Below are 19,699 nucleotides of genomic sequence, written 5' to 3' on the forward strand. Positions count from 1 at the left end.
ACCTTTCGCAACAGGCCGACCTCGTGAAAAAAGTCTTCGTCAAATCCTACGGCTGCCAGATGAACGTCTACGATGCCGAGCGCATGGCGGACATGCTGGCGTCCGAGGGCTACAGCGAAACCAAGGCGATGGAGGAGGCGGATCTCGTCATCCTCAACACCTGCCACATCCGCGAAAAAGCCGCCGAGAAGGTCTATTCCGAGCTCGGCCGCGTCCGCGAGATGAAGAACGAACGCGCCGGTCAGGGCCAGGAGACGAAGGTCGTCGTGGCCGGCTGCGTCGCTCAGGCCGAGGGCAAGGAGATCCTGCGCCGGGCGCCGGCCGTCGACGTGGTGGTGGGGCCGCAGAACTACCACAACCTGCCCGACCTTCTGAAGAAGGCGCGTGCGGAGCGCGTCGTCGACACCGAGTTTCCCATCGAGGACAAGTTCGACCATCTTCCCAAACCCACGAAGGCGATGATCCGAAACCGGGGCGTGTCGGCCTTCCTCACCATCCAGGAAGGGTGCGACAAGTTCTGCACCTTCTGTGTGGTGCCCTATACCCGAGGCGCCGAGGTCTCGCGGCCCGTGGCCAAGATCCTCGACGAGGCCCTGCGTCTGGCGGATGCGGGCGTGCGCGAGCTGACGCTGATCGGGCAGAACGTGAACGCCTATCATGGCGAGGGGCCGGACGGCTCCGTCTGGTCGCTCGGCCGCCTGCTCCATCGTCTGGCCGAGGTGCCGGGCATCGCCCGGCTGCGCTACACCACGAGCCATCCGCGCGACATGGACGACGAACTGATCGCCGCCCATCGCGACCTGCCGGCCGTGATGCCCTACCTGCACCTGCCGGTGCAGTCCGGCTCCGACCGCATCCTCGGCGCGATGAACCGCAAGCACACGGGCGACGAGTACCGCCGCCTGATCGAGCGCATCCGCAAGGTCCAGCCCGACCTCGCCCTCTCGTCCGACTTCATCGTGGGCTTCCCGGGCGAGACGGATGCGGAATTCGAAGATACCATGCGGCTCGTGGCGGATGTGGGCTTCGCCAGTTCCTTCTCGTTCAAGTACAGCCCCCGGCCGGGCACGCCGGCGGCGGAGATCGACGCGCAGGTCTCCGAGGCCGTGAAGGCCGAGCGTCTGGCGCGGCTGCAGAATCTGCTGGAAATGCAGCGGCAGGCCTTCAATCGCGGAACCGTGGGGCAGACCCTCGACGTTCTCTTGGAGAAGCCGGGTCGTCATCCGGGCCAGATGGCAGGCAAGTCGCCCTATCTGCAGGCCGTGCAGATCGAAACCGACCGCCATGCCGTCGGCGAGATCGTGACGGTGCGGATCACGCAGGCCGGCTCCAACAGTCTGTTCGGAGAATGGGTCGGGCCCGGCAGCCAGGCCGCGGCCTAGTCCTTTGTCCGGCCGGACCCCATATTCCTTCGCCGCAGGACGTACGGCGAAACTTCAGAGGAGAGGCATTTGAGCCCAGCGGACAATGTGACCGCACGCGCCCAGAAGGGACGAAACGCCAACAGCTTGCATCCTGGCGTGGTCGAAGAGGCCGAAATCATTCTGACCTTCGACGACAACCGCCTCGCCAGCCTCGTCTTCGGACAATACGACCAGAACCTCGCCCATCTCGAGCGGCGCCTGAACGTGACCGCCATCGCCAACGGCAACCGCGTCACCGTGAAGGGCACGCCCGAGGCCTCCGAGATGGCCCGCCGGGTCCTGGAAGGGCTCTATGAACGCGCCCGCCAGGGCGGGGCGCTCGGGCCGGGCGACGTGGACGGCGCCATCGAGGAGAGCACGCTGCAGGGCAGCCTCTTCCCGGCCGCCGAGGAGCCGCCTGTTCCGGGCCTGACCGCCTTCGACCAGATCTCCACCCGCAGGCGCGGACCGGTGCGCGCCCGCAACGCCTCCCAGAACGTCTATATCAAGGCGCTCAAGACGAACGAGCTCGTCTTCGCCGAGGGGCCCGCCGGCACCGGCAAGACCTGGCTTGCGGTGGGCTATGCGGTCTCGCTGCTCGAAGCCGGGCAGGTGGACCGCCTGATCATCTCCCGTCCGGCCGTGGAAGCGGGCGAGCGCCTCGGCTTCCTGCCTGGCGACATGCGCGAGAAGGTCGATCCCTATCTTCGCCCGATCTACGACGCGCTCTACGACTTCATGGAGGCCCGGCACGTGGACCGGGGCCTGCAGACCGGCATGATCGAGATCGCGCCGCTCGCCTTCATGCGCGGGCGCACGCTCACCAACGCCCTGGTGCTCCTCGACGAGGCCCAGAACACCACGTCCATGCAGATGAAGATGTTCCTGACCCGCCTCGGCGAGGGCTCGCGGATGATCATCACCGGCGACCCGACCCAGATCGACCTGCCGCCGGGCCAGAAATCGGGGCTCGTCGAGGCTGTGCGCATCCTGAACGGTGTCGAGGGCATCGCGCGGGTCACCTTCAAGGAAGCCGACGTGGTGCGCCATGACCTCGTGCGCCGCATCGTGACCGCCTACGACAAGGCGGCCCGCGAGGCCCCGCCTGAGCCGCCGCGCCAGGATTACCGGGACCGCAGGCCGTGATCACGCTCGACATCATGATCGAGGCGGGCGATTGGGACCGTCTCGAGGACGCAGAGGCCCTGGCCCAGAGGGCAGCTGAGGCCGCGCTTGCCGTGACCTACGAGGCGGACGGCGATTTCGAGGCGAGCGTCATGCTCACCGACGACGCCCAGATCCGGGAACTGAACCGCACCTGGCGGGCGAAGGACAAGCCCACCAACGTGCTCTCCTTCCCGGCCCCCGAGCAGCCCGGTGCGACAGGCCCTCGCCATTTGGGCGATATTGCATTAGCGTATGAAACCCTGGTGCGCGAATCCGAGGAAGAATCCAAAGAGCTCGCGCATCATTTTGCCCATTTGATCGTTCATGGAGTCCTGCATCTCCTCGGCTACGACCACGAGGTCGAAGCGGAGGCGGACATCATGGAAGGTCTCGAGGTCAAGGCGCTTGCCAGTCTTGGCATCGCCGATCCCTATCGCGATATGGCAGCTTGAACGGCTGACAACCCAAAGCAATGAACGAAGATCGAAGTCGTAGCGAACGCCCTGTCCGAACCCTCGCCGAGACAGACGATACACGCGACCACTGGTACGACCGGGTCCTGACCCGCCTCGGCCTGAAACCCCGCGAATCCATCCGCCACGATCTTGAGGACGTCCTCGCCGAGACAGTCGAGGATACCGACTTTTCGCCCCAGGAGCGGGCGATGCTCAAGAACGTGCTCTCCTTCCACCGGATTCGGGTGGAGGACGTGATGGTGCCCCGCGCCGATATCGTGGCGGTGGCGGCCGACACCAACCTCGGCGAGCTGCTCAACCTGTTCCGCACGGCGGGCCATTCCCGCCTGCCGGTCTATGGCGAGACCCTGGACGACCCCAAGGGCATGGTCCACATCCGCGACTTCCTCGATTTCATCGCCATGCGGGCGGATGGCGGCGCTTCGGTGGGGTCCGGCGGTGAGGCTCCCCTGCCGAGCCTGGGCCAGATCGACCTGTCGATGGCGCTTTCTTCCGCCAATATCCTGCGCCCGGTTCTGTTCGTGCCGCGCTCCATGCCGGCCATCGACCTTCTGGTGCGCATGCAGGCGACCCGCACGCACATGGCCCTCGTCATCGACGAGTATGGCGGCACCGATGGACTCGTCTCCATCGAGGATCTGGTCGAGATGGTGGTGGGCGACATCGAAGACGAGCACGACGAGGATTCAACCCTCACCATCGTGCCGGCAGCCGACGGCACCTATATCGCCGATGCCCGCGCGAGCCTCGACGAGGTCAAGGAGGTGCTCGGCCTCGACCTGACCGAGGAGGAAGGCGCCGAGGACATCGACACCATCGGCGGCTTCATCGTCACGCTCGCCGGCCGGGTCCCCTCCCGCAGCGAGGTGATCGAGGGACCGTCAGGCCTGGAATTCGAGGTCCTGGACGCGGATCCCCGGCGCGTCAAGCGCCTGCGCGTCCATCGCCGCGCCCCGGCCTCCACGGAGGTGGAAATCAGCGAGGGAAACCCGGTCGCGCCGCGCCCTGAAAGCGCTGCCGCCGAATGAGGCTCCTGGCAAAGCGCGTCGGCCTCCTGCGAGGCTGGCGCCGATGGCTTGCGGCCTTTGCGGCGGGCGCGGCCGGCGCGTTGAGCATGCCGCCTTTCGGCTTTCTGCCAGCCCTGGTCGTATCCCTCGCCCCGGCCATCTGGCTTCTCGATGGCACCGCCACCGGGGATGCCCCCCGATGGGCTCCGCTCAGGGGCGCGGCCGTGCTCGGCTGGTGCTGGGGCTTCGGCTATTTCGTCGCCGGGCTCTGGTGGCTCGGCGCGGCCTTTCTCGTGGAAGCGGACCAGTTCGCCTGGGCGATGCCGTTCGGGGTGCTGGGCCTGCCCGCCCTGCTCGCCTTCTTTCCCGCATTGGGGTTCATTCTCGCTCGCCTGCTCTGGCTGCCCGATGCGGCACGGATCCTCGCCTTCGCCTTCGGCCTGACGATCAGCGAAGTCTTGCGGGGCCATCTCTTCACCGGCTTTCCCTGGAACAATCTTGGGCTGGCGCTCGGCCAGAACCTGTGGCTGATGCAATCGGCCTCCCTGGTCGGCCTCTACGGCCTCACCTTCCTGAGCCTCGTCATCGGCGCCGCGCCGGCCGTCCTTCTCACGGGCAAGACCATGCGCACCCGCTGGACGGCTCCGGGTCTCGCGGCGGGTCTTCTCGTCGCCCTTGCGGCTTTCGGTCTCTGGCGCGTTCCTGCGGAGGCCGTAGCGTCCGTGGCGGATGTGCGTCTGCGCATCATGCAGCCCAACCTGCCGCAGGACGCCAAGTTCAACCCGCGCAACCGGGACGTCATCATGCGGCGCTATCTCGGTTTGAGCGCGAGCCCGGGCCGGAACGGGGACGCCACCCCGACACACATCATCTGGCCGGAATCGGCCTTTCCCTTCCTGCTCCATCGCGATGCCGGCTCGCTGGCGCAGATCGCCACGCTGCTCGGGCCGGGCTCCGTCCTGATCACAGGGGCGGCCCGCATGGACGACCCGTTGCCCGGCGAGGCGGTCGGCAAGTTCTACAACGCCATCCAGGTGATCGACGAGAAAGGCACGATCCTCGGCGCCTATGACAAGGTTCATCTGGTGCCCTTCGGCGAATACGTGCCGAAGTTTCTCGACGCCCTGATCCGGGCCGCGGGCCTGCGCCAGTTCGTGCATATTCCGGGGGGCTTCGAGCCGAGCGAGAAGCGCACCACATTGTCCATTCCGGGTCTTCCGCCGGTTGCCGCGACGATCTGCTACGAGGCGATCTTTCCCGACGAGATCCTGGCCGAGGGCTCCCGTCCCGACCTGATCCTCAACGTGACCAACGACGCATGGTTCGGGCAGACGCCAGGACCTCATCAGCATTTTGCCCAAGCCCGTCTGCGGTCGGTCGAAGAGGGCCTGCCCCTGATCAGAGCAGCCAACACGGGAATATCGGCTGTCGTCGATCCTTTCGGCCGAGTCGTGAACAATCTTCCACTGGGAGTTGAAGGTATAATAGACGCCGATCTTCCGGTTGCAGAGCCCCTTACTCTTTATAGGAAGTGGGGCAGGTTTTCTTTGACGGCCACGCTTTCGATCTGCTTAATCATCGTGATTGCACGTCGCAGGCACCAATCCTCCTCTCCTTAAAGAATATATGCCTTGATGTTGCGTCAGTGTCGGCAAGGGGACAGGCCATAATGAAGAAGTCGACGGGCACTATTGATAAGGAAATCGGAAGCAGAGTGCGCATGCGCCGCGTTTCGATTGGAATGAGCCAAGAAAAACTTGGCGACATGCTCGGCCTGACCTTCCAGCAAGTTCAAAAATACGAAAAGGGCATGAACCGGATCAGCGTGGCGCGCCTTGTCGAAATCGCCAAGATCCTCAATGTCGAGATCGATTTCTTCTTCGACGGGATCAGGAGCGGGAAAGGCGATGCCGGCTTCGCCGAAAGCGGCTCCCCTCCCTATGTGGCCGATATGATGTCGACTCCCGAAGGGCTGCAGCTCGTCCGGACATTCGCAAGCATCAAGAGCCCCAGGGTGCGCAAAAGCATCGTTCAGCTCGTCAGCTCCCTCGCCGCCCAAGAAGAGGTGGAGCGTTCGTCATAAAGAACACGTTCGCTTGACCTTTCCTACAGCCTGCGGCATGAGCATGGTTTGAAGCCCGTGGCTGGCCGTGGGCACCGATCTCTATTGCCTGAAGGAATTCCATCGTGCGGCGTTCGAGCTATCTTTTCACGAGCGAGTCAGTGTCCGAGGGGCATCCGGACAAGGTCTGCGACCGGATCTCCGATGCCGTCGTCGACGCCTATCTGGCGGCCGAGCCGGAAGCCCGCGTAGCCTGCGAAACCCTGGCCACCACCAACCGGGTCGTCATCGCCGGCGAGGTGCGTGGTCCTGAATCCATCACGAAGGACACGGTGATCCAGCTCGCCCGGGACGCCATCAAGGATATCGGCTACGAGCAGGACGGCTTCCACTGGAAGAACGCCGACGTGTCGGTTTATCTCCATGCCCAGTCGGCGCACATCGCCCAGGGCGTCGACGCTGCCGGCAACAAGGACGAGGGCGCGGGCGACCAGGGCATCATGTTCGGTTACGCCTGCAACGAGACGCCCGAGCTGATGCCGGCGCCGATCTATTACGCCCACAAGATCCTCGAGAACCTGACCGCAGCCCGCAAGGGCAAGCTCGGCGACGCGGCCAAGCTCGGCCCCGACGCCAAGAGCCAGGTCACGGTGCGCTACGAGAACGGCAAGCCCGTCGCGGCGACCCAGATCGTCCTCTCGACCCAGCACCTGGACGAGAGCCTCTCGTCCGACGACGTGCGCGCCATCGTCGAGCCGTATATCCGCCAGACCCTGCCCGAGGGCTGGATCTCGGCCGATACCATCTGGCACGTGAACCCCACCGGCAAGTTCGTCATCGGCGGCCCCGACGGCGATTGCGGCCTCACCGGCCGCAAGATCATCGTCGACACCTATGGCGGCGCGGCCCCCCACGGCGGCGGCGCTTTCTCCGGCAAGGACCCGACCAAGGTGGACCGTTCGGCCGCTTACGCCGCCCGCTATCTTGCCAAGAACGTGGTCGCGGCAGGTCTCGCCGAGAACTGCACCCTGCAGCTCTCCTACGCCATCGGCGTGGCCAAGCCCCTGTCGATCTATGTGGACCTCCACGGCACCGGCAAGGTGGACGAGGGCAAGCTCGAGGCCGTCCTCATGGACGCCATGGATCTCTCGCCCCGCGGCATCCGCACCCATCTCGGCCTCAACAAGCCGATCTATGCCCGCACCTCGGCCTACGGCCATTTCGGCCGCGCGCCGCAAGCGGACGGCGGCTTCTCCTGGGAGCGCACCGATCTCGCCGACCGCCTGAAGACGGCATTCCGCTAAGAGCGGCTCCAGCGGGCCGTTTGCGGTCCCCCACAAGAGGATTCATCAGGAGAGCCGGTTCCCCGGAAGGAGAGCCGGCTCTCAATGCATCGCTCGGCGCCGAGCGCGACCCTTTTCGATCTCATCATGCCGTCTTCAGGAGCATTTGTCCCATGAGCGACGCATCGGAGCGCACCGGCGCCTTCTTCGGGCGCCGGAAGGGCAAGAAGCTTCGCGCGGGCCAGGACGAGCTGGTCCAGAACCTGCTGCCCGCGATCCGCGTGGTTCCGGGCCGCGCACCTTCCGGTCAGTTCCCGAACGAAGGGGCGCGGGAGACTTGGCTCGAGATCGGCTTCGGCGGCGGCGAGCATCTCGCCGCCCAGGCGAGGGCGCATCGCGACATCAACTTCATCGGCTGCGAGCCCTTCGTGAACGGCATGGCGAAGCTTCTCGCCGTGATCGAGCACGAGCGCCTGGACAATGTCCGCGTTTGGGACGACGACGTGACCGACCTGCTGCCGAGCCTGCCCGACGCCTCGTTCGACCGGGTCTACATCCTCTATCCCGATCCCTGGCCGAAGCGCCGGCAGCGCAAGCGCCGTCTCGTCTCGGACGAGACCCTCGATCTGCTGGCGCGCGTGATGAAGCCCGGCGCCGAGCTGCGCTTTGCCAGCGACATCGACGACTACATCGGCTGGGTGCTCGCCCGAGCCTTACGATCCCGGCATTTCCGCTGGACCGCCACCCGGGCGGACGATTGGCGCAAGCCCTACGAGGGCTGGCCGGGTACGCGCTACGAGGCCAAGGCGATTCGCGAAGGCCGTGTGCCGAGCTACCTGACCTTCGTGCGGGTCTGAGCCTGTCTCTCAGCCGGAACACGCCTTGGACCGACATCTGCCGAGCCTTCCGCTAAATCTGAACGGCATCCGTTCGGATGCCCAACGGAACTTCCCGTTGAAAATCAGCGCTGAGGAAGCAGTCGGCCCCTGCGGAAGGTCGCATCGATCTGCTCCTTCAAGCTCTGCTTGAGACGGTCCGGGAGCTGGGGCAGCAGCCTGAAACCGGCGCATCGCGGCAGCCCTCGATTGCGTCATGGAGGTAAACCGCTGAGGGCTGGCGACCCCCCCTTGCCGCAAGTCATTCGAACTCCATAACGTTATAAAATTCGAATGCTGCAAGGACATCTTCAATGATCATGCGCAACGCCGACGCTATGTCACTGGTCACCGCCGAGGATCCATCCGAAGCAGACGATATTTTCACATTCGAAGCTCAGGACTTGCCGAATCTCACCCTCGATGGCGGCGAAGGCAACGACACGCTGGTGCTCGCAGGCGATGGCCCGTTCGATCTGACGACAACCACCCTGATCAGCATCGAAACCATCCGCAGCGGCGAAACGAGCGATATCATTTCCATCAACGCCGATTCCTTAACGGAACTACAGACCATCGACGGCGGAGGCGGGCTGGATACGCTTCGGCTCAGCGGCGGCGGCACCTTCAGCCTATCGGGGGCGGTTCTGTCCGGCCTCGAAGCAATTCTCGGAACCGATGCGGACGACATCGTCTCCATCAGCGCCGAGGGTCTGGCCGCCATCTCGACCCTCGACGGCGGCGACGGCAGCAACGTTCTCAACCTTTCCGGCAACGGTCCGTGGAACTTCCAGGGCAAGACGGTCGCGGGCTTCTCGCGGATCAACGTCATGAGCAAGACGTTCGACGCGACTTTCAGCGACAAGGATGTGGCTTTGAAGGTATGGGCGCTCCGCAGTCAGCGCGACACGCTCACCCTCCTCGAGGATGTGTTCAGCGAAGACGAGAGAGAGCAGCTCCACCGTCAAGGCGTCGACACCATCGTCGACGCCAGCGGCACGTACACCAATGCCTATCCGGTGATCAAAGCGCTGGGAGAGCGCGTCTATACATCCGGGGGCGTCGCCTTCCTCGACGCCGGTGCAGACGCCGTAGTTGGGCAAAGCGACGATCCGGTCAAAGCCCTGAAGGTCGCGATCGGTGAACTCCCGGATGGAACGATCGACCAGGCCACGATCGACCTCATCGCCCAGGGCAGGATCACGCTTCCTTCGGGAACGGAAGATGGAAGCGAGATCTATTTCGATGAGGTTCTGATCGGCACCGTCACTCGAGACGACGTGAGCCTGATCATCGACTTCACCGGCGCCGCAACAGCCGAAATCATCGAAGAGCTGATGCACGCCCTGGTCTATCGCAATCTGGATCCCGACCCAACGTCGATCAAAGAAGCCTTTGTCAGGATTTCCTTGCTGGACGAGGGAGAACGGGAGACGCCCATCGTCGTGACGATCATGGCGGGCGGCACGGATGTACACTTCCTCAGACCGGATTCCGATCCCTCGACGCCGCAGCTCGATGCCGATCTCCTGATTGGGACGGCTCAAGACGACACGTTCGCGACCGACGGCTCTGGCCTGAGCGCCGGCGATATCATCATCGGCCGCGAGGGGATCGACACTCTCTTTCTCCTCGGAGGCCAAGGTGTGTTCGGAAGCGTGACCTTTGACTTCTCTCTGATCGAGGCATTTTCCGGCGTCGAGATCATCAAGGGTTCGGGACAGGGCAATCCGATCGTGATGAATGCGGACCAGCTCCGCGACGTCGCAACGATCGACGGCGGGGACATGGACGATCCGCTTTCGTCGTCCAATACCCTGCGCATCGTGGGCGACATGGTCGACCTGCGGGACAAGACGATCCTGGACATCGTTGACGTTATCCTTTCGACCGACCACGCAACCGTCATGGTCAACGATCGGGCAACGGCGGGCCTCGTGAACGGAAGCTTCAGCGCCAACGATCATGTGGTTCTTGTCGGACAGACCTTTACCGCCGCCGAGAAGGACGCCCTGTTCCAGCGCCATGTGGAGACGATTTCCGACGCGAGCGGAACTTATGTCAACTTGGCTCCGTCCTTCGGTAACTTGGCCGGGGATCGGAGCTTCGGCGTCTCCGGCGAGACGGTCTTCATCGATCGGGACCGCAACGCGACGGTGACGGACATCGAGAATCGATTCAACGCGCTGACCGTCACCATCGTCGGCGGCACCTCCAGCGAACACTTGGCCGTTGCGGCCGGCGGAAGGATCCGTTTGTCACAGGTGGATGGGTTCGATCGCGTTCTCGTCGACAACGTCGACATTGGGTTCGTCAAGCTTGCTCCGGCAGGATCCTCCGCTCTCGAGGTGGAGTTCAACGGGCAGGCTACGGCGGAGCGGGTGCAGGAACTCGTCAGGGCTCTTACCTATCGGAACGACGGCTCTTTCGAAGGCCAGCGGGAGATCAAGGTCAAGGTTGCCGACGCGACCTGGTACAGCACCGAAGCATCCCTGTTCGTGGAAGCGGCCGTCCGGCCGGGCGCCATCTCTCTGAGCAGGACGAGCGTGAAGGAACTTGCCGCGACGGGAACGCCGGTGGGCGAGCTCACCGCAGCTGATCCCAATACGGGCGACGTCGTCTCTTTCCAGCTGCTGAACGACGCGGGAGGGCGCTTCGCCCTGGAGGGGACCCGGCTCGTCGTCAAGCAGGGGATCAAATTAGATTTCGAACAGGCAAAAGCGCATCAAATCACCGTGAGGGCGACCGACAAGCAAGGATTGGTCCTCGACCGGACCTTCACCATCGGCGTCGAGGACGTCGCTACGGAGCGGGTGATCGGATCGAGCGAGAGCGATAGGGCTGTTGGCGGGCGTGGCAACGACCGGTTTTACGGCAACCTCGGCAACGATACCCTCACGGGGGGACGGGGCAAGGACGCGTTCGTGTTCGACACCAAGCTGGGCCGCGACAATGTGGACGTGATCACGGACTTCCGGGTTGTAGACGATACGGTCTGGCTCGACAGGGACGTCTTCAGGAAAATCGGTCGTCTGGGAAAACTCTCGGAAGATGCTTTCTGGATCGGATCCCGCGCCCATGATTCCAGCGACCGGGTCATCTATGATGCCCGCAAGGGCACCCTCTCCTACGATCCCGACGGCACCGGCAGGGCGGCGGCCGTGCAGTTCGCCAGCCTCAAGAAAGGTCTCTTTGGGTTATCGGAAAAGGACTTCCTGATCGTCTGACGTCTCGGTCAACGCTTGCAATCCACTGACGGAATTGCTATCTTCCGTCAGTCAGCTCTGGTTGCAGCGTCAAGCTGCTAGTCGAGAGTGGGCCCCCCGGGGTCCGCTCTTTTTTATTGCTTGGACGCCGGAGCGTGCGGAGAGCCATGGCAAACGAACGCGACAAGCGGCTGATCACGGAGAACGGCGTCGCTGCCCGGGTGGCGGCCATCGTCGAGCCGGTGATCGAGGATCTGGGTTTCAACCTCGTGCGGGTGCGGGTCAGCAGCCAGAACGGATGCACCGTGCAGATCATGGCCGAGAGGCCGGACGGCACCATGTCGGTTGCCGATTGCGAAACCGTGAGCCGGGCGATCTCGCCGGTCCTCGACCTCGAGGATCCCATCACCACGGCCTATCACCTGGAGATCTCCTCGCCGGGGATCGACCGCCCGCTCGTGCGCAGCAGCGATTTCGAGCGCTGGAGCGGCCACGAGGCCAAGGTGGAGATGGCGGTGCCGGTGGAGGGCCGCAAGCGCTTCCGCGGCTTCCTCCGGGGTGTGGAGAACGGGATGCTCGTGATCGAGCTGCCGGACGTGAAGGAGGGCCTGGAGCCCATCGCCCGCGTACCCCTGACGGATCTCGGCGAGGCGCACCTCGTTCTCACCGACGAGCTGATCCGCGAATCGCTGCGCCGCGGAACGGCGCCGACCACGGACGATCTTGACGAAGACACGGATATGGTCGAGGCGCCAGACGAGCCGCGCGACCCGTCCGATCAGACGAAACCGAATTAAGGAGCGACCTCGATGGCTATCAGCGCCAACAGGCTTGAACTCTTGCAGATCGCCGATGCGGTCGCGCGCGAGAAGGTGATCGACAAGCAGATCGTGCTCGACGCCATGGCGGATGCCATTGCCAAGGCTGCCCGGTCCCGCTACGGCGCCGAAACGGACATCCACGCGGAGATCAACGCGAAGACCGGCGAGCTGCGCCTGGCCCGCCACCTCCTCGTGGTCGAGGACGGCGCGGTGGAGAACGATTCCCGCGAGATCACCCTCGCCGAGGCCCGCACGCGCCACAACCCGGCCGCCCAGGTGGGCGACGTGATCGCCGACACCCTGCCGCCATTCGATTTCGGCCGCATCGCGGCCCAGTCGGCCAAGCAGGTGATCGTGCAAAAGGTCCGAGACGCCGAGCGCGACCGCCAGTACCAGGAATACAAGGACCGCATCGGCGAGGTCGTGAACGGGGCGGTCAAGCGCGTCGAATACGGCAACGTGATCGTCGATCTCGGGCGCGGCGAAGCGATCATCAGGCGCGACGAGCTCATCCCCCGCGAGACCTTCCGTCCGGGCGACCGCATCCGCGCCTATCTCTTCGACGTGCGCCGCGAGGCCCGGGGGCCGCAGATCTTCCTGTCGCGCACCCATCCGCAATTCATGGCGAAGCTCTTCGCCTCCGAGGTGCCGGAGATCTATGACGGCATCGTTTCGGTCCAGGCCGTGGCCCGCGATCCGGGCTCCCGCGCCAAGATCGCCGTGACCTCGCGCGATTCCTCCATCGATCCCGTTGGCGCCTGCGTGGGCATGCGCGGCTCCCGCGTCCAGGCGGTGGTCGGCGAACTGCAGGGCGAAAAGATCGACATCATCCCCTGGTCCCCCGACCAGGCGACCTTCATCGTCAACGCCCTCCAGCCCGCGGAAGTGGTCAAGGTGGTGCTCGACGAAGAGGCCGACCGCATTGAGGTGGTGGTGCCCGACGATCAGCTCTCGCTGGCCATCGGCCGGCGCGGCCAGAACGTGCGCCTCGCCTCGCAGCTCACCGGCTGGGACATCGACATCCTCACCGAGGCTGAGGAATCCGAGCGCCGTCAGAAGGAATTCGCCGAGCGCACCGAGCTGTTCATGAACGCCCTCGACGTGGACGAGGTCGTGGGCCAGCTCCTGGCCTCCGAAGGCTTCCGCTCCGTCGAGGAGATCGCCTATGTGGACGCCGGCGAAGTGGCCTCGATCGAAGGTTTCGACGAGGATACGGCCGCCGAGATCCAGAGCCGCGCCCAGGAATACCTGTCCCGCATCGAGGCCGAGAACGAATCCCGCCGCAAGGAGCTGGGCGTTTCCGACGACCTGAAGGAGATCGACGGCGTCACCACCGCCATGCTGGTGGCTTTCGGCGAGAACGACATCAAGAATGTCGAGGATCTGGCCGGCTGCGCCACCGACGATCTCGTCGGCTGGACGGAAGGCCGCGGCGCCGAGGCGACCCGCTACAAGGGCGCTCTCGACGGCTTCGACGTTTCCCGCTCCGACGCGGAGAACATGATCATGGCCGCCCGCGTGAAGGCGGGCTGGATCGAGCAGCCGGACGAGACCGTGGAGACCGAGGGATCGGCCGAAGAGGCCGAGACCGAGGCTCAGCCGTCTTAAAACCGGCTATGAGGAAGCGAGGTCAGCACCCGTGCCGCGGCATGAACCGGAGCGCACCTGCATCGTCACCCGCGAGGCGAAAGGCCCCGCGGAGCTGATCCGCTTTGTCCTCGGGCCCGACCACCAGGTCGTGCCCGATCTCAGGCACAGGCTGCCGGGCCGCGGCGTCTGGGTCACGGCCCGTTTCGACAAGGTGGAAGAGGCGGCCAAACGTCGCCTCTTCGCCCGCGCCTTCAAGGCCGAGGCCAAGGCCCCGGAGACCCTGGCCCAGGACATCGAGCGTCTTCTCCGGGATGATTTGCGCCAGGGTTTGGCCCTCGCCAACAAGGCCGGCACGGTGATCACCGGCTTCTTCAAGGTCGAGTCGGCGATCACGGATAAGCCCATCGTTGCCCTTATTCATGCCGCAGAGGCGGCCGAAGATGGGCGAAGAAAATTGGCGAACCAGTTGCGAAAACGCCTCGGCGAGGCAATATCTAGCTTTCCGGTCATCCAAGAATTGTCAAATGACGAATTGGATTTGGCATTAGGCCGGTCACATGTGATACATGCTGCCCTCGTCGCGGGCGCTGGGAGCGACGGCTTTCTGAACCGCTGGCATCGTTACCGCTCCTACCGCGGCATCGACGCCGATCAAACTGGCCTCGGGAACGAGACCGGCGAACCCACGATTTTGAAACCCGCAGGAACTGAGGCGGAATGAGTGATACGAAAAACCAGGGCGACAAGACTCTCCATGTGTCGTCCAAGACGCTTTCTCTGAAGCGACCCGTCGAACAGGGCGTGGTGCGCCAAAGCTTCTCCCATGGCCGGTCCAAGTCGGTCGTGGTGGAGACGGTCAAGCGTCGCCCTGCTGTCGGTCCTGGTAGCGGGACCAAGGAAGACAGGCCCGCGCCGCAACAGGCCGCGGCGCCCGCGAGCGTGCCCAAGCCTGCTGCTCCGGCTCCGAAGCCGGCGGCCCCGGCTCAGAGTGGCCGTCCGCAGCGGCCCGCCCCGAATACCCCCCGCTCCGGCGGCATGGTGCTGCAGACGCTCTCCGAGCAGGAGCGCGATGCGCGCATGAACGCGCTCGTCGATGCGCGCCGCCGTGACGAGGAAGATCGCAAGAGACAGGCCGAGGAAGCAGCCCGCCGCGCCGAGCGCGAGGCCGCCGAAGCCCAGGAGCGCGAAGCGGCAGAGGCCCGCAAGCGCGAGGAAGACGAGCGCCGCCGCCAGGACGAGGAGCGCAAGCGCCGCGCCGAGGACGAGGCCCGTCGTCGTCTCGGCGAAGAGGCTCCGCGTTCTGCTCAAGGTGCAGCTCCCGCGGCCCGTACCGGCGCTCCGCGCCAGGAGGGCGGCCGCTTCGAGGGGCCTCGTCCGGATCGCCCGCGTTCGGATGGACCGCGTCCGGCCGGCGCCCGCGCCGACGGTCCGCGCTCCAGCGGCCCGCGTTCGGACGGTGCCCGTCCGGGTGGCTTCGGTGGCCCCCGCAGCGGCGGTGGCACCATGGGAGGCCGTCCGCCGAGCCTGAACCACATGGCCCGCCCTGCCGCTCCGGTCGTCCCCGATCCGGACACGGCGAAGCCCCATGCCCGCCCGGCCCCGCCCGTCGCTGCCCGCGCTGTCGAGGTGGATGAGGAAGAGGGAGCACGCACCATCCGGCGTCCCGGCGTTCCCGCGAAGCCCATGGCTCTGCCGAAGACGCCCAAGGCTGCTCCCGGCGAGGAGAAGCGCCGCGGCCGTCTGACCCTGGCCAATGCGACCTCGGGCGAGGAGGAGCGCACCCGCTCGCTCGCCGCCTTCCGCCGCCGCAACCAGCGCCTCATGGGCCACCGTCAGGTGGAGCAGAAGGAAAAGATCGCCCGCGAGGTGACGATTCCGGAGACGATCACCATCCAGGAGCTCGCCAACCGCATGTCGGAGCGCGCCGTGGACGTGATCAAGTTCCTGATGAAGCAGGGCCAGATGCACAAGATCACCGACGTGATCGATGCCGATACCGCGCAGATCGTCGCGGAGGAGCTCGGCCATACGGTGAAGCGCGTCGCGGAATCGGACGTCGAGGAAGGCCTCTTCGACACTCCCGACGTGGACGAGAACCTCGAGGCCCGTCCGCCGGTCGTGACCATCATGGGCCACGTCGACCACGGCAAGACCTCGCTGCTCGACGCGATCCGCAAGACCAACGTGGTCTCCGGCGAAGCCGGCGGCATCACGCAGCATATCGGCGCCTACCAGGTGACCTCGCCGCTCGGCGGCAAGATCACCTTCATCGATACGCCCGGCCACGCAGCCTTCACGGCCATGCGCGCCCGCGGCGCCAAGGTGACCGACATCGTCGTGCTGGTGGTGGCGGCCGATGACGGCGTCATGCCGCAGACCGTCGAGGCGATCAATCACGCCCAGGCGGCCGGTGTGCCCCTAATCGTGGCGATCAACAAGGTCGACAAGCCCGATGCGAACCCGCAGCGGGTCCGCACCGAGCTGCTGCAGCACTCCATCGTCGTCGAGTCGATGGGCGGCGAGACCCTCGAATTCGAGGTGTCGGCCAAGACCGGCGATGGCCTCGACAGCCTGCTCGAAGGTCTCCAGCTCCAGGCCGAGATCCTCGACCTCAAGGCCAACCCGGAGCGCTCCGCGGAAGGCACCGTCATCGAGGCGAAGCTCGATCGTGGCCGGGGTCCCGTGGCGACCGTGCTCGTGCAGCGCGGCACGCTTCACACCGGCGACATCGTCGTGGCCGGCGCCGAATGGGGCCGCGTGCGCGCCCTGATCAACGATCTCGGCGCCGCCGTGAAGGAGGCAGGTCCCTCCGTCCCGGTCGAGGTGCTTGGCTTCAACGGCACGCCCGAGGCCGGCGACCGCGTTGCGGTGGTCGAGTCCGAGGCCCGTGCCCGCGAAATCACCGAGTACCGCGCCCGCCAGAAGCGCGAACGTCAGGCCGCCCGCATGGGTACGGCCGGGCGCACGCTGGTCGACATGATGCGCGACCTCAAGGCCGGAGCGGGCCGCAAGGAGTTCCCGCTCGTGGTCCGGGCCGACGTGCAGGGCTCGGCGGAAGCGATCGTCGGCGCTCTCGAGAAGGTGGGCAACGAGGAAGTCGCGGCTCGTATCGTCCAGGCGGGCGTCGGCGGCATCTCGGAATCCGATGTCACCCTGGCGGAAGCCTCGGGCGCCATCATCCTTGCCTTCAACGTGCGCGCCCACAAGGAAGCGCGTGAGGCCGCCGAGCGGGCCGGGATCGAGATCCGCTACTACAACATCATCTACGATCTCGTGGATGACGTGAAGGCGGCCATGTCCGGTCTGCTCGCACCCACGCTCCGCGAAGAGCGGCTCGGCGAGGCGCAGGTCCTCGAGGTGTTCAACGTGTCGAAGGTCGGCAAGATCGCCGGTTGCCGCGTCCTCGACGGCGTGGTCCAGCGCGGCGCCCATGTCCGCCTGATCCGCGACAACGTGGTCATCCACGAAGGCCGCCTCTCGCAGCTCAAGCGCTTCAAGGACGATGCGCGCGAGGTCACGTCCGGCCAGGAATGCGGCATGTCCTTCGAGAACTACCAGGACATGCGCGCCGGCGACCTCATCGAGTGCTACCGCGTCGAAGAGGTGAAGCGGACGCTCTGATTTCCGCTTCGCTCCTTCATGCCTCTGAACAATGCGTCATCACCGGGCTTGTCCCGGTGATCTCGCTTTGACGGGCTCGTAGCCAGTTCACCGAGATGGCCGGGGCAAGCCCGGCCATGCCTTTCCAATGATCCGGTCCAATCCCGGAGATGTAAATTATGGCCAAACGTTTCGAACAAACCACCGGACCGTCCCAGCGCCAGCAGCGCGTAGCCGAGCTCGTGCGCCATGCGCTCGCCGAGGTCCTCTCCCGCGGCGACCTGCAGGACGACGTGCTGACGAAAAACGTCATCACCATTCCCGAAGTGCGCATGTCGCCGGATCTGAAGCTCGCGACCGCCTATGTCATGCCGCTCGGCGGCCGGGACGAGGATGCGGTGCTCAGGGCGCTTGAGAAGAACAAGAAGCTGCTGCGCCAGGAGGTGGCCCGGCGGGTCAACCTGAAATTCGCCCCCGATCTGCGCTTCCGCCGCGACGAGAGCTTCGACGAGGCGGCCCGCATCGACGCGCTGCTGCGCTCCGAGCGCGTGGCCCGCGATACGGTCAAGCCTATGTCCGACACGGCCGAGGATGACGACAGCGAGCAAGAGCGATGAGCGAAGAACGCCCGCACCGGAGGCCGCACGGGGACCGCCCGAAGAAGCGCGACGTCAACGGATGGATCATCCTCGACAAGGGCGTCGGCATGACCTCGACCCACGCGGTCGCGGTGGTAAAAAGGGGCCTGTCTGCCAAGAAGGCGGGGCATGCCGGCACCCTCGATCCGCTCGCCTCCGGCATCCTGCCGATCGCGCTCGGCGAGGCGACCAAGACCGTGCCATTCGTCATGGACGGGCGCAAGTCTTACGTCTTCACCGTGGCCTGGGGCGCTGAGACCACCACGGACGACACCGAGGGCGAGGTGGTCGAACGGACCGACAGGCTGCCGGATCCGGCAGAGATCGAGGCGTTCCTGCCCCGCTTCACCGGTCAGGTGCAGCAGGTGCCGCCCCGCTTTTCCGCCATTAAGATCCAGGGCGAGCGCGCCTATGATCTCGCCCGCGACGGCGAAGTGGTCGACCTGCAGCCGCGCATGGTGGAGATCGACCGGCTCACCCTGATCCACCACGAGGGCAACCGCTCGATCATCGAGGCCGATTGCGGCAAGGGCACCTATGTCCGCGCCATCGCGCGCGATCTCGGCCGTGCGCTCGGCTGCCTCGGCCATATCGCGGCGCTCAGGCGCACGCGCGTCGGCCCGTTCACCGAGCACGACGCCGTCACCGTGGATGGTGTCGCCACCGACCCGGCGGCCCTGCGTCCGGTGGAGATCGCCTTGAGCGAAATTCCCGCAATTCCCGTGAGCCGGGACATGGCCGGGCGCCTGATGCGTGGGCAGTCGATCATCCTGCGCGGTCGCGAGGCGCCCCTGTCCGGCAAGGTCTATGCCACCTGCAACGGCGTCCTCATCGCGGTGGGCGACGTGGAACGCGGCGAACTCGTCCCGCACCGGGTGTTCAACCTGGGCGTTTGATCCTGCTCACCACTGTCATCCCCGGACTTGTTCCGGGGATCCACGTCTTCAGCCCTCCAAAACGTGGATGGCCGGGACAAGCCCGGCCATGACGTCGAAGGAAGTGCTTGGCTTGGCTTACCGGTCCGCCTTCTGACCCTGAGCCGAGCGCATCAGGAACTTCCGGGTGATCGGCTCGATCATGTCGTAAACCGCCTGGGCGGTCTTCTCCTCTTCGCGCAGCGTCTCCTGCAGGCCCGGGATGAACTTCTGGTTCCCGGACGCTTCAGCCATGACGATCAGGGACTTGTACGACGCGATCTCGAAATTCTCGAAGGCGTGATTGGCGAAGGTGTTCTTCAGAACCTCGTCGGCCATCGGCATGTGGCCCGCCGCCGCCAGGTTGGCCATGAACTGGGTGGCCATGTCCTTCAGGATCGAGCGATCGGCCCCGAAGGTGTGCAGCATCTCGTCGAGGCGGCGGATCTGGCCTTCCGTTTCGGTGATATGCCGGCGCAGCAGGTCCGACATTTCGGGATAGTTCTCGAACCGCTCGACCTGCCGCTCCATGAGCTGGATGGCTTGCTTCTCTAGGGCGTGGGCGTTTTCCAGGCCGGTGATGAAGATGTTCCGGATGTCTTCCGATGACGTGAGGTCGGCCATGCCGGTCGTACTGGCAGTCATGATGTGAGCTTC

16 protein-coding genes are annotated in these 19,699 nt (G+C 65.3%); 15 read left to right on the forward strand and 1 reads right to left on the reverse strand.

Annotation, left to right across the window (positions count from 1 at the left end; genetic code table 11):
* Positions 1-23: 23 nt before the first annotated feature.
* The 15 genes from miaB to truB all read left to right on the forward strand — a co-directional run bounded on the left by miaB (position 24) and on the right by truB (position 19,024).
* Positions 24-1,382 (forward strand): tRNA (N6-isopentenyl adenosine(37)-C2)-methylthiotransferase MiaB, encoded by a 1,359-nt coding sequence (gene miaB / locus VB672_RS17340; RefSeq protein ID WP_329785450.1) that lies wholly within the window; start codon positions 24-26, stop codon positions 1,380-1,382.
* A 69-nt stretch (positions 1,383-1,451) separates the two neighbouring features.
* Positions 1,452-2,549 (forward strand): PhoH family protein, encoded by a 1,098-nt coding sequence (locus VB672_RS17345; protein WP_442932092.1) that lies wholly within the window; start codon positions 1,452-1,454, stop codon positions 2,547-2,549.
* 14 nt (positions 2,550-2,563) lie between these two features.
* Entirely contained in the window at positions 2,564-3,022 is a 459-nt protein-coding gene (gene ybeY / locus VB672_RS17350; protein ID WP_329785529.1) for an rRNA maturation RNase YbeY, read from the forward strand.
* A 20-nt stretch (positions 3,023-3,042) separates the two neighbouring features.
* Complete coding sequence (locus VB672_RS17355; RefSeq protein ID WP_329785451.1) at positions 3,043-4,074, forward strand: hemolysin family protein; 1,032 nt, start codon at positions 3,043-3,045, stop codon at positions 4,072-4,074.
* A complete protein-coding gene (gene lnt, locus VB672_RS17360) occupies positions 4,071-5,672 on the forward strand; it encodes an apolipoprotein N-acyltransferase (protein WP_329785452.1) in 1,602 nt (533 codons plus the stop codon). Before VB672_RS17355 ends, lnt begins: the two co-directional genes overlap by 4 nt.
* A gap of 50 nt (positions 5,673-5,722) precedes the next feature.
* On the forward strand, positions 5,723-6,136 hold the full coding sequence (locus VB672_RS17365) for a helix-turn-helix domain-containing protein (RefSeq protein ID WP_329785453.1): 414 nt from the start codon (positions 5,723-5,725) through the stop codon (positions 6,134-6,136).
* Positions 6,137-6,240: 104 nt separating this feature from the next.
* Positions 6,241-7,419, forward strand: coding sequence for a methionine adenosyltransferase (gene metK / locus VB672_RS17370; RefSeq protein WP_329785454.1), 1,179 nt, complete (start codon positions 6,241-6,243; stop codon positions 7,417-7,419).
* Positions 7,420-7,571: 152 nt separating this feature from the next.
* Complete coding sequence (gene trmB / locus VB672_RS17375) at positions 7,572-8,255, forward strand: tRNA (guanine(46)-N(7))-methyltransferase TrmB (RefSeq protein WP_329785455.1); 684 nt, start codon at positions 7,572-7,574, stop codon at positions 8,253-8,255.
* Between the two features lie 332 nt (positions 8,256-8,587).
* A complete protein-coding gene (locus tag VB672_RS17380; RefSeq protein WP_329785456.1) occupies positions 8,588-11,500 on the forward strand; it encodes a hypothetical protein in 2,913 nt (970 codons plus the stop codon).
* A gap of 146 nt (positions 11,501-11,646) precedes the next feature.
* Complete coding sequence (rimP, locus tag VB672_RS17385) at positions 11,647-12,276, forward strand: ribosome maturation factor RimP (protein ID WP_329785457.1); 630 nt, start codon at positions 11,647-11,649, stop codon at positions 12,274-12,276.
* Between the two features lie 12 nt (positions 12,277-12,288).
* Complete coding sequence (gene nusA / locus VB672_RS17390) at positions 12,289-13,908, forward strand: transcription termination factor NusA (protein ID WP_329785458.1); 1,620 nt, start codon at positions 12,289-12,291, stop codon at positions 13,906-13,908.
* A gap of 31 nt (positions 13,909-13,939) precedes the next feature.
* Complete coding sequence (locus VB672_RS17395; protein WP_329785459.1) at positions 13,940-14,611, forward strand: RNA-binding protein; 672 nt, start codon at positions 13,940-13,942, stop codon at positions 14,609-14,611.
* Positions 14,608-17,511 (forward strand): translation initiation factor IF-2, encoded by a 2,904-nt coding sequence (gene infB, locus VB672_RS17400; RefSeq protein WP_329785460.1) that lies wholly within the window; start codon positions 14,608-14,610, stop codon positions 17,509-17,511. The genes VB672_RS17395 and infB overlap by 4 nt, the downstream gene beginning before the upstream one ends.
* A gap of 158 nt (positions 17,512-17,669) precedes the next feature.
* Positions 17,670-18,107, forward strand: coding sequence for a 30S ribosome-binding factor RbfA (gene rbfA / locus VB672_RS17405; RefSeq protein WP_329785461.1), 438 nt, complete (start codon positions 17,670-17,672; stop codon positions 18,105-18,107).
* Positions 18,104-19,024: a tRNA pseudouridine(55) synthase TruB gene (gene truB, locus VB672_RS17410; RefSeq protein ID WP_329785462.1), complete on the forward strand. Its 921-nt coding sequence runs from the start codon at positions 18,104-18,106 to the stop codon at positions 19,022-19,024. Before rbfA ends, truB begins: the two co-directional genes overlap by 4 nt.
* Positions 19,025-19,141: 117 nt before the next feature.
* Here truB and VB672_RS17415 read toward each other — a convergent pair whose 3' ends face one another.
* Positions 19,142-19,687: a ferritin-like domain-containing protein gene (locus tag VB672_RS17415; protein ID WP_329785463.1), complete on the reverse strand. Its 546-nt coding sequence runs from the start codon at positions 19,685-19,687 to the stop codon at positions 19,142-19,144.
* Between the last annotated feature and the right edge of the window lie 12 nt (positions 19,688-19,699).

This window comes from Microvirga sp. CF3016 (assembly GCF_036314085.1).
GTDB lineage: Bacteria > Pseudomonadota > Alphaproteobacteria > Rhizobiales > Beijerinckiaceae > Microvirga.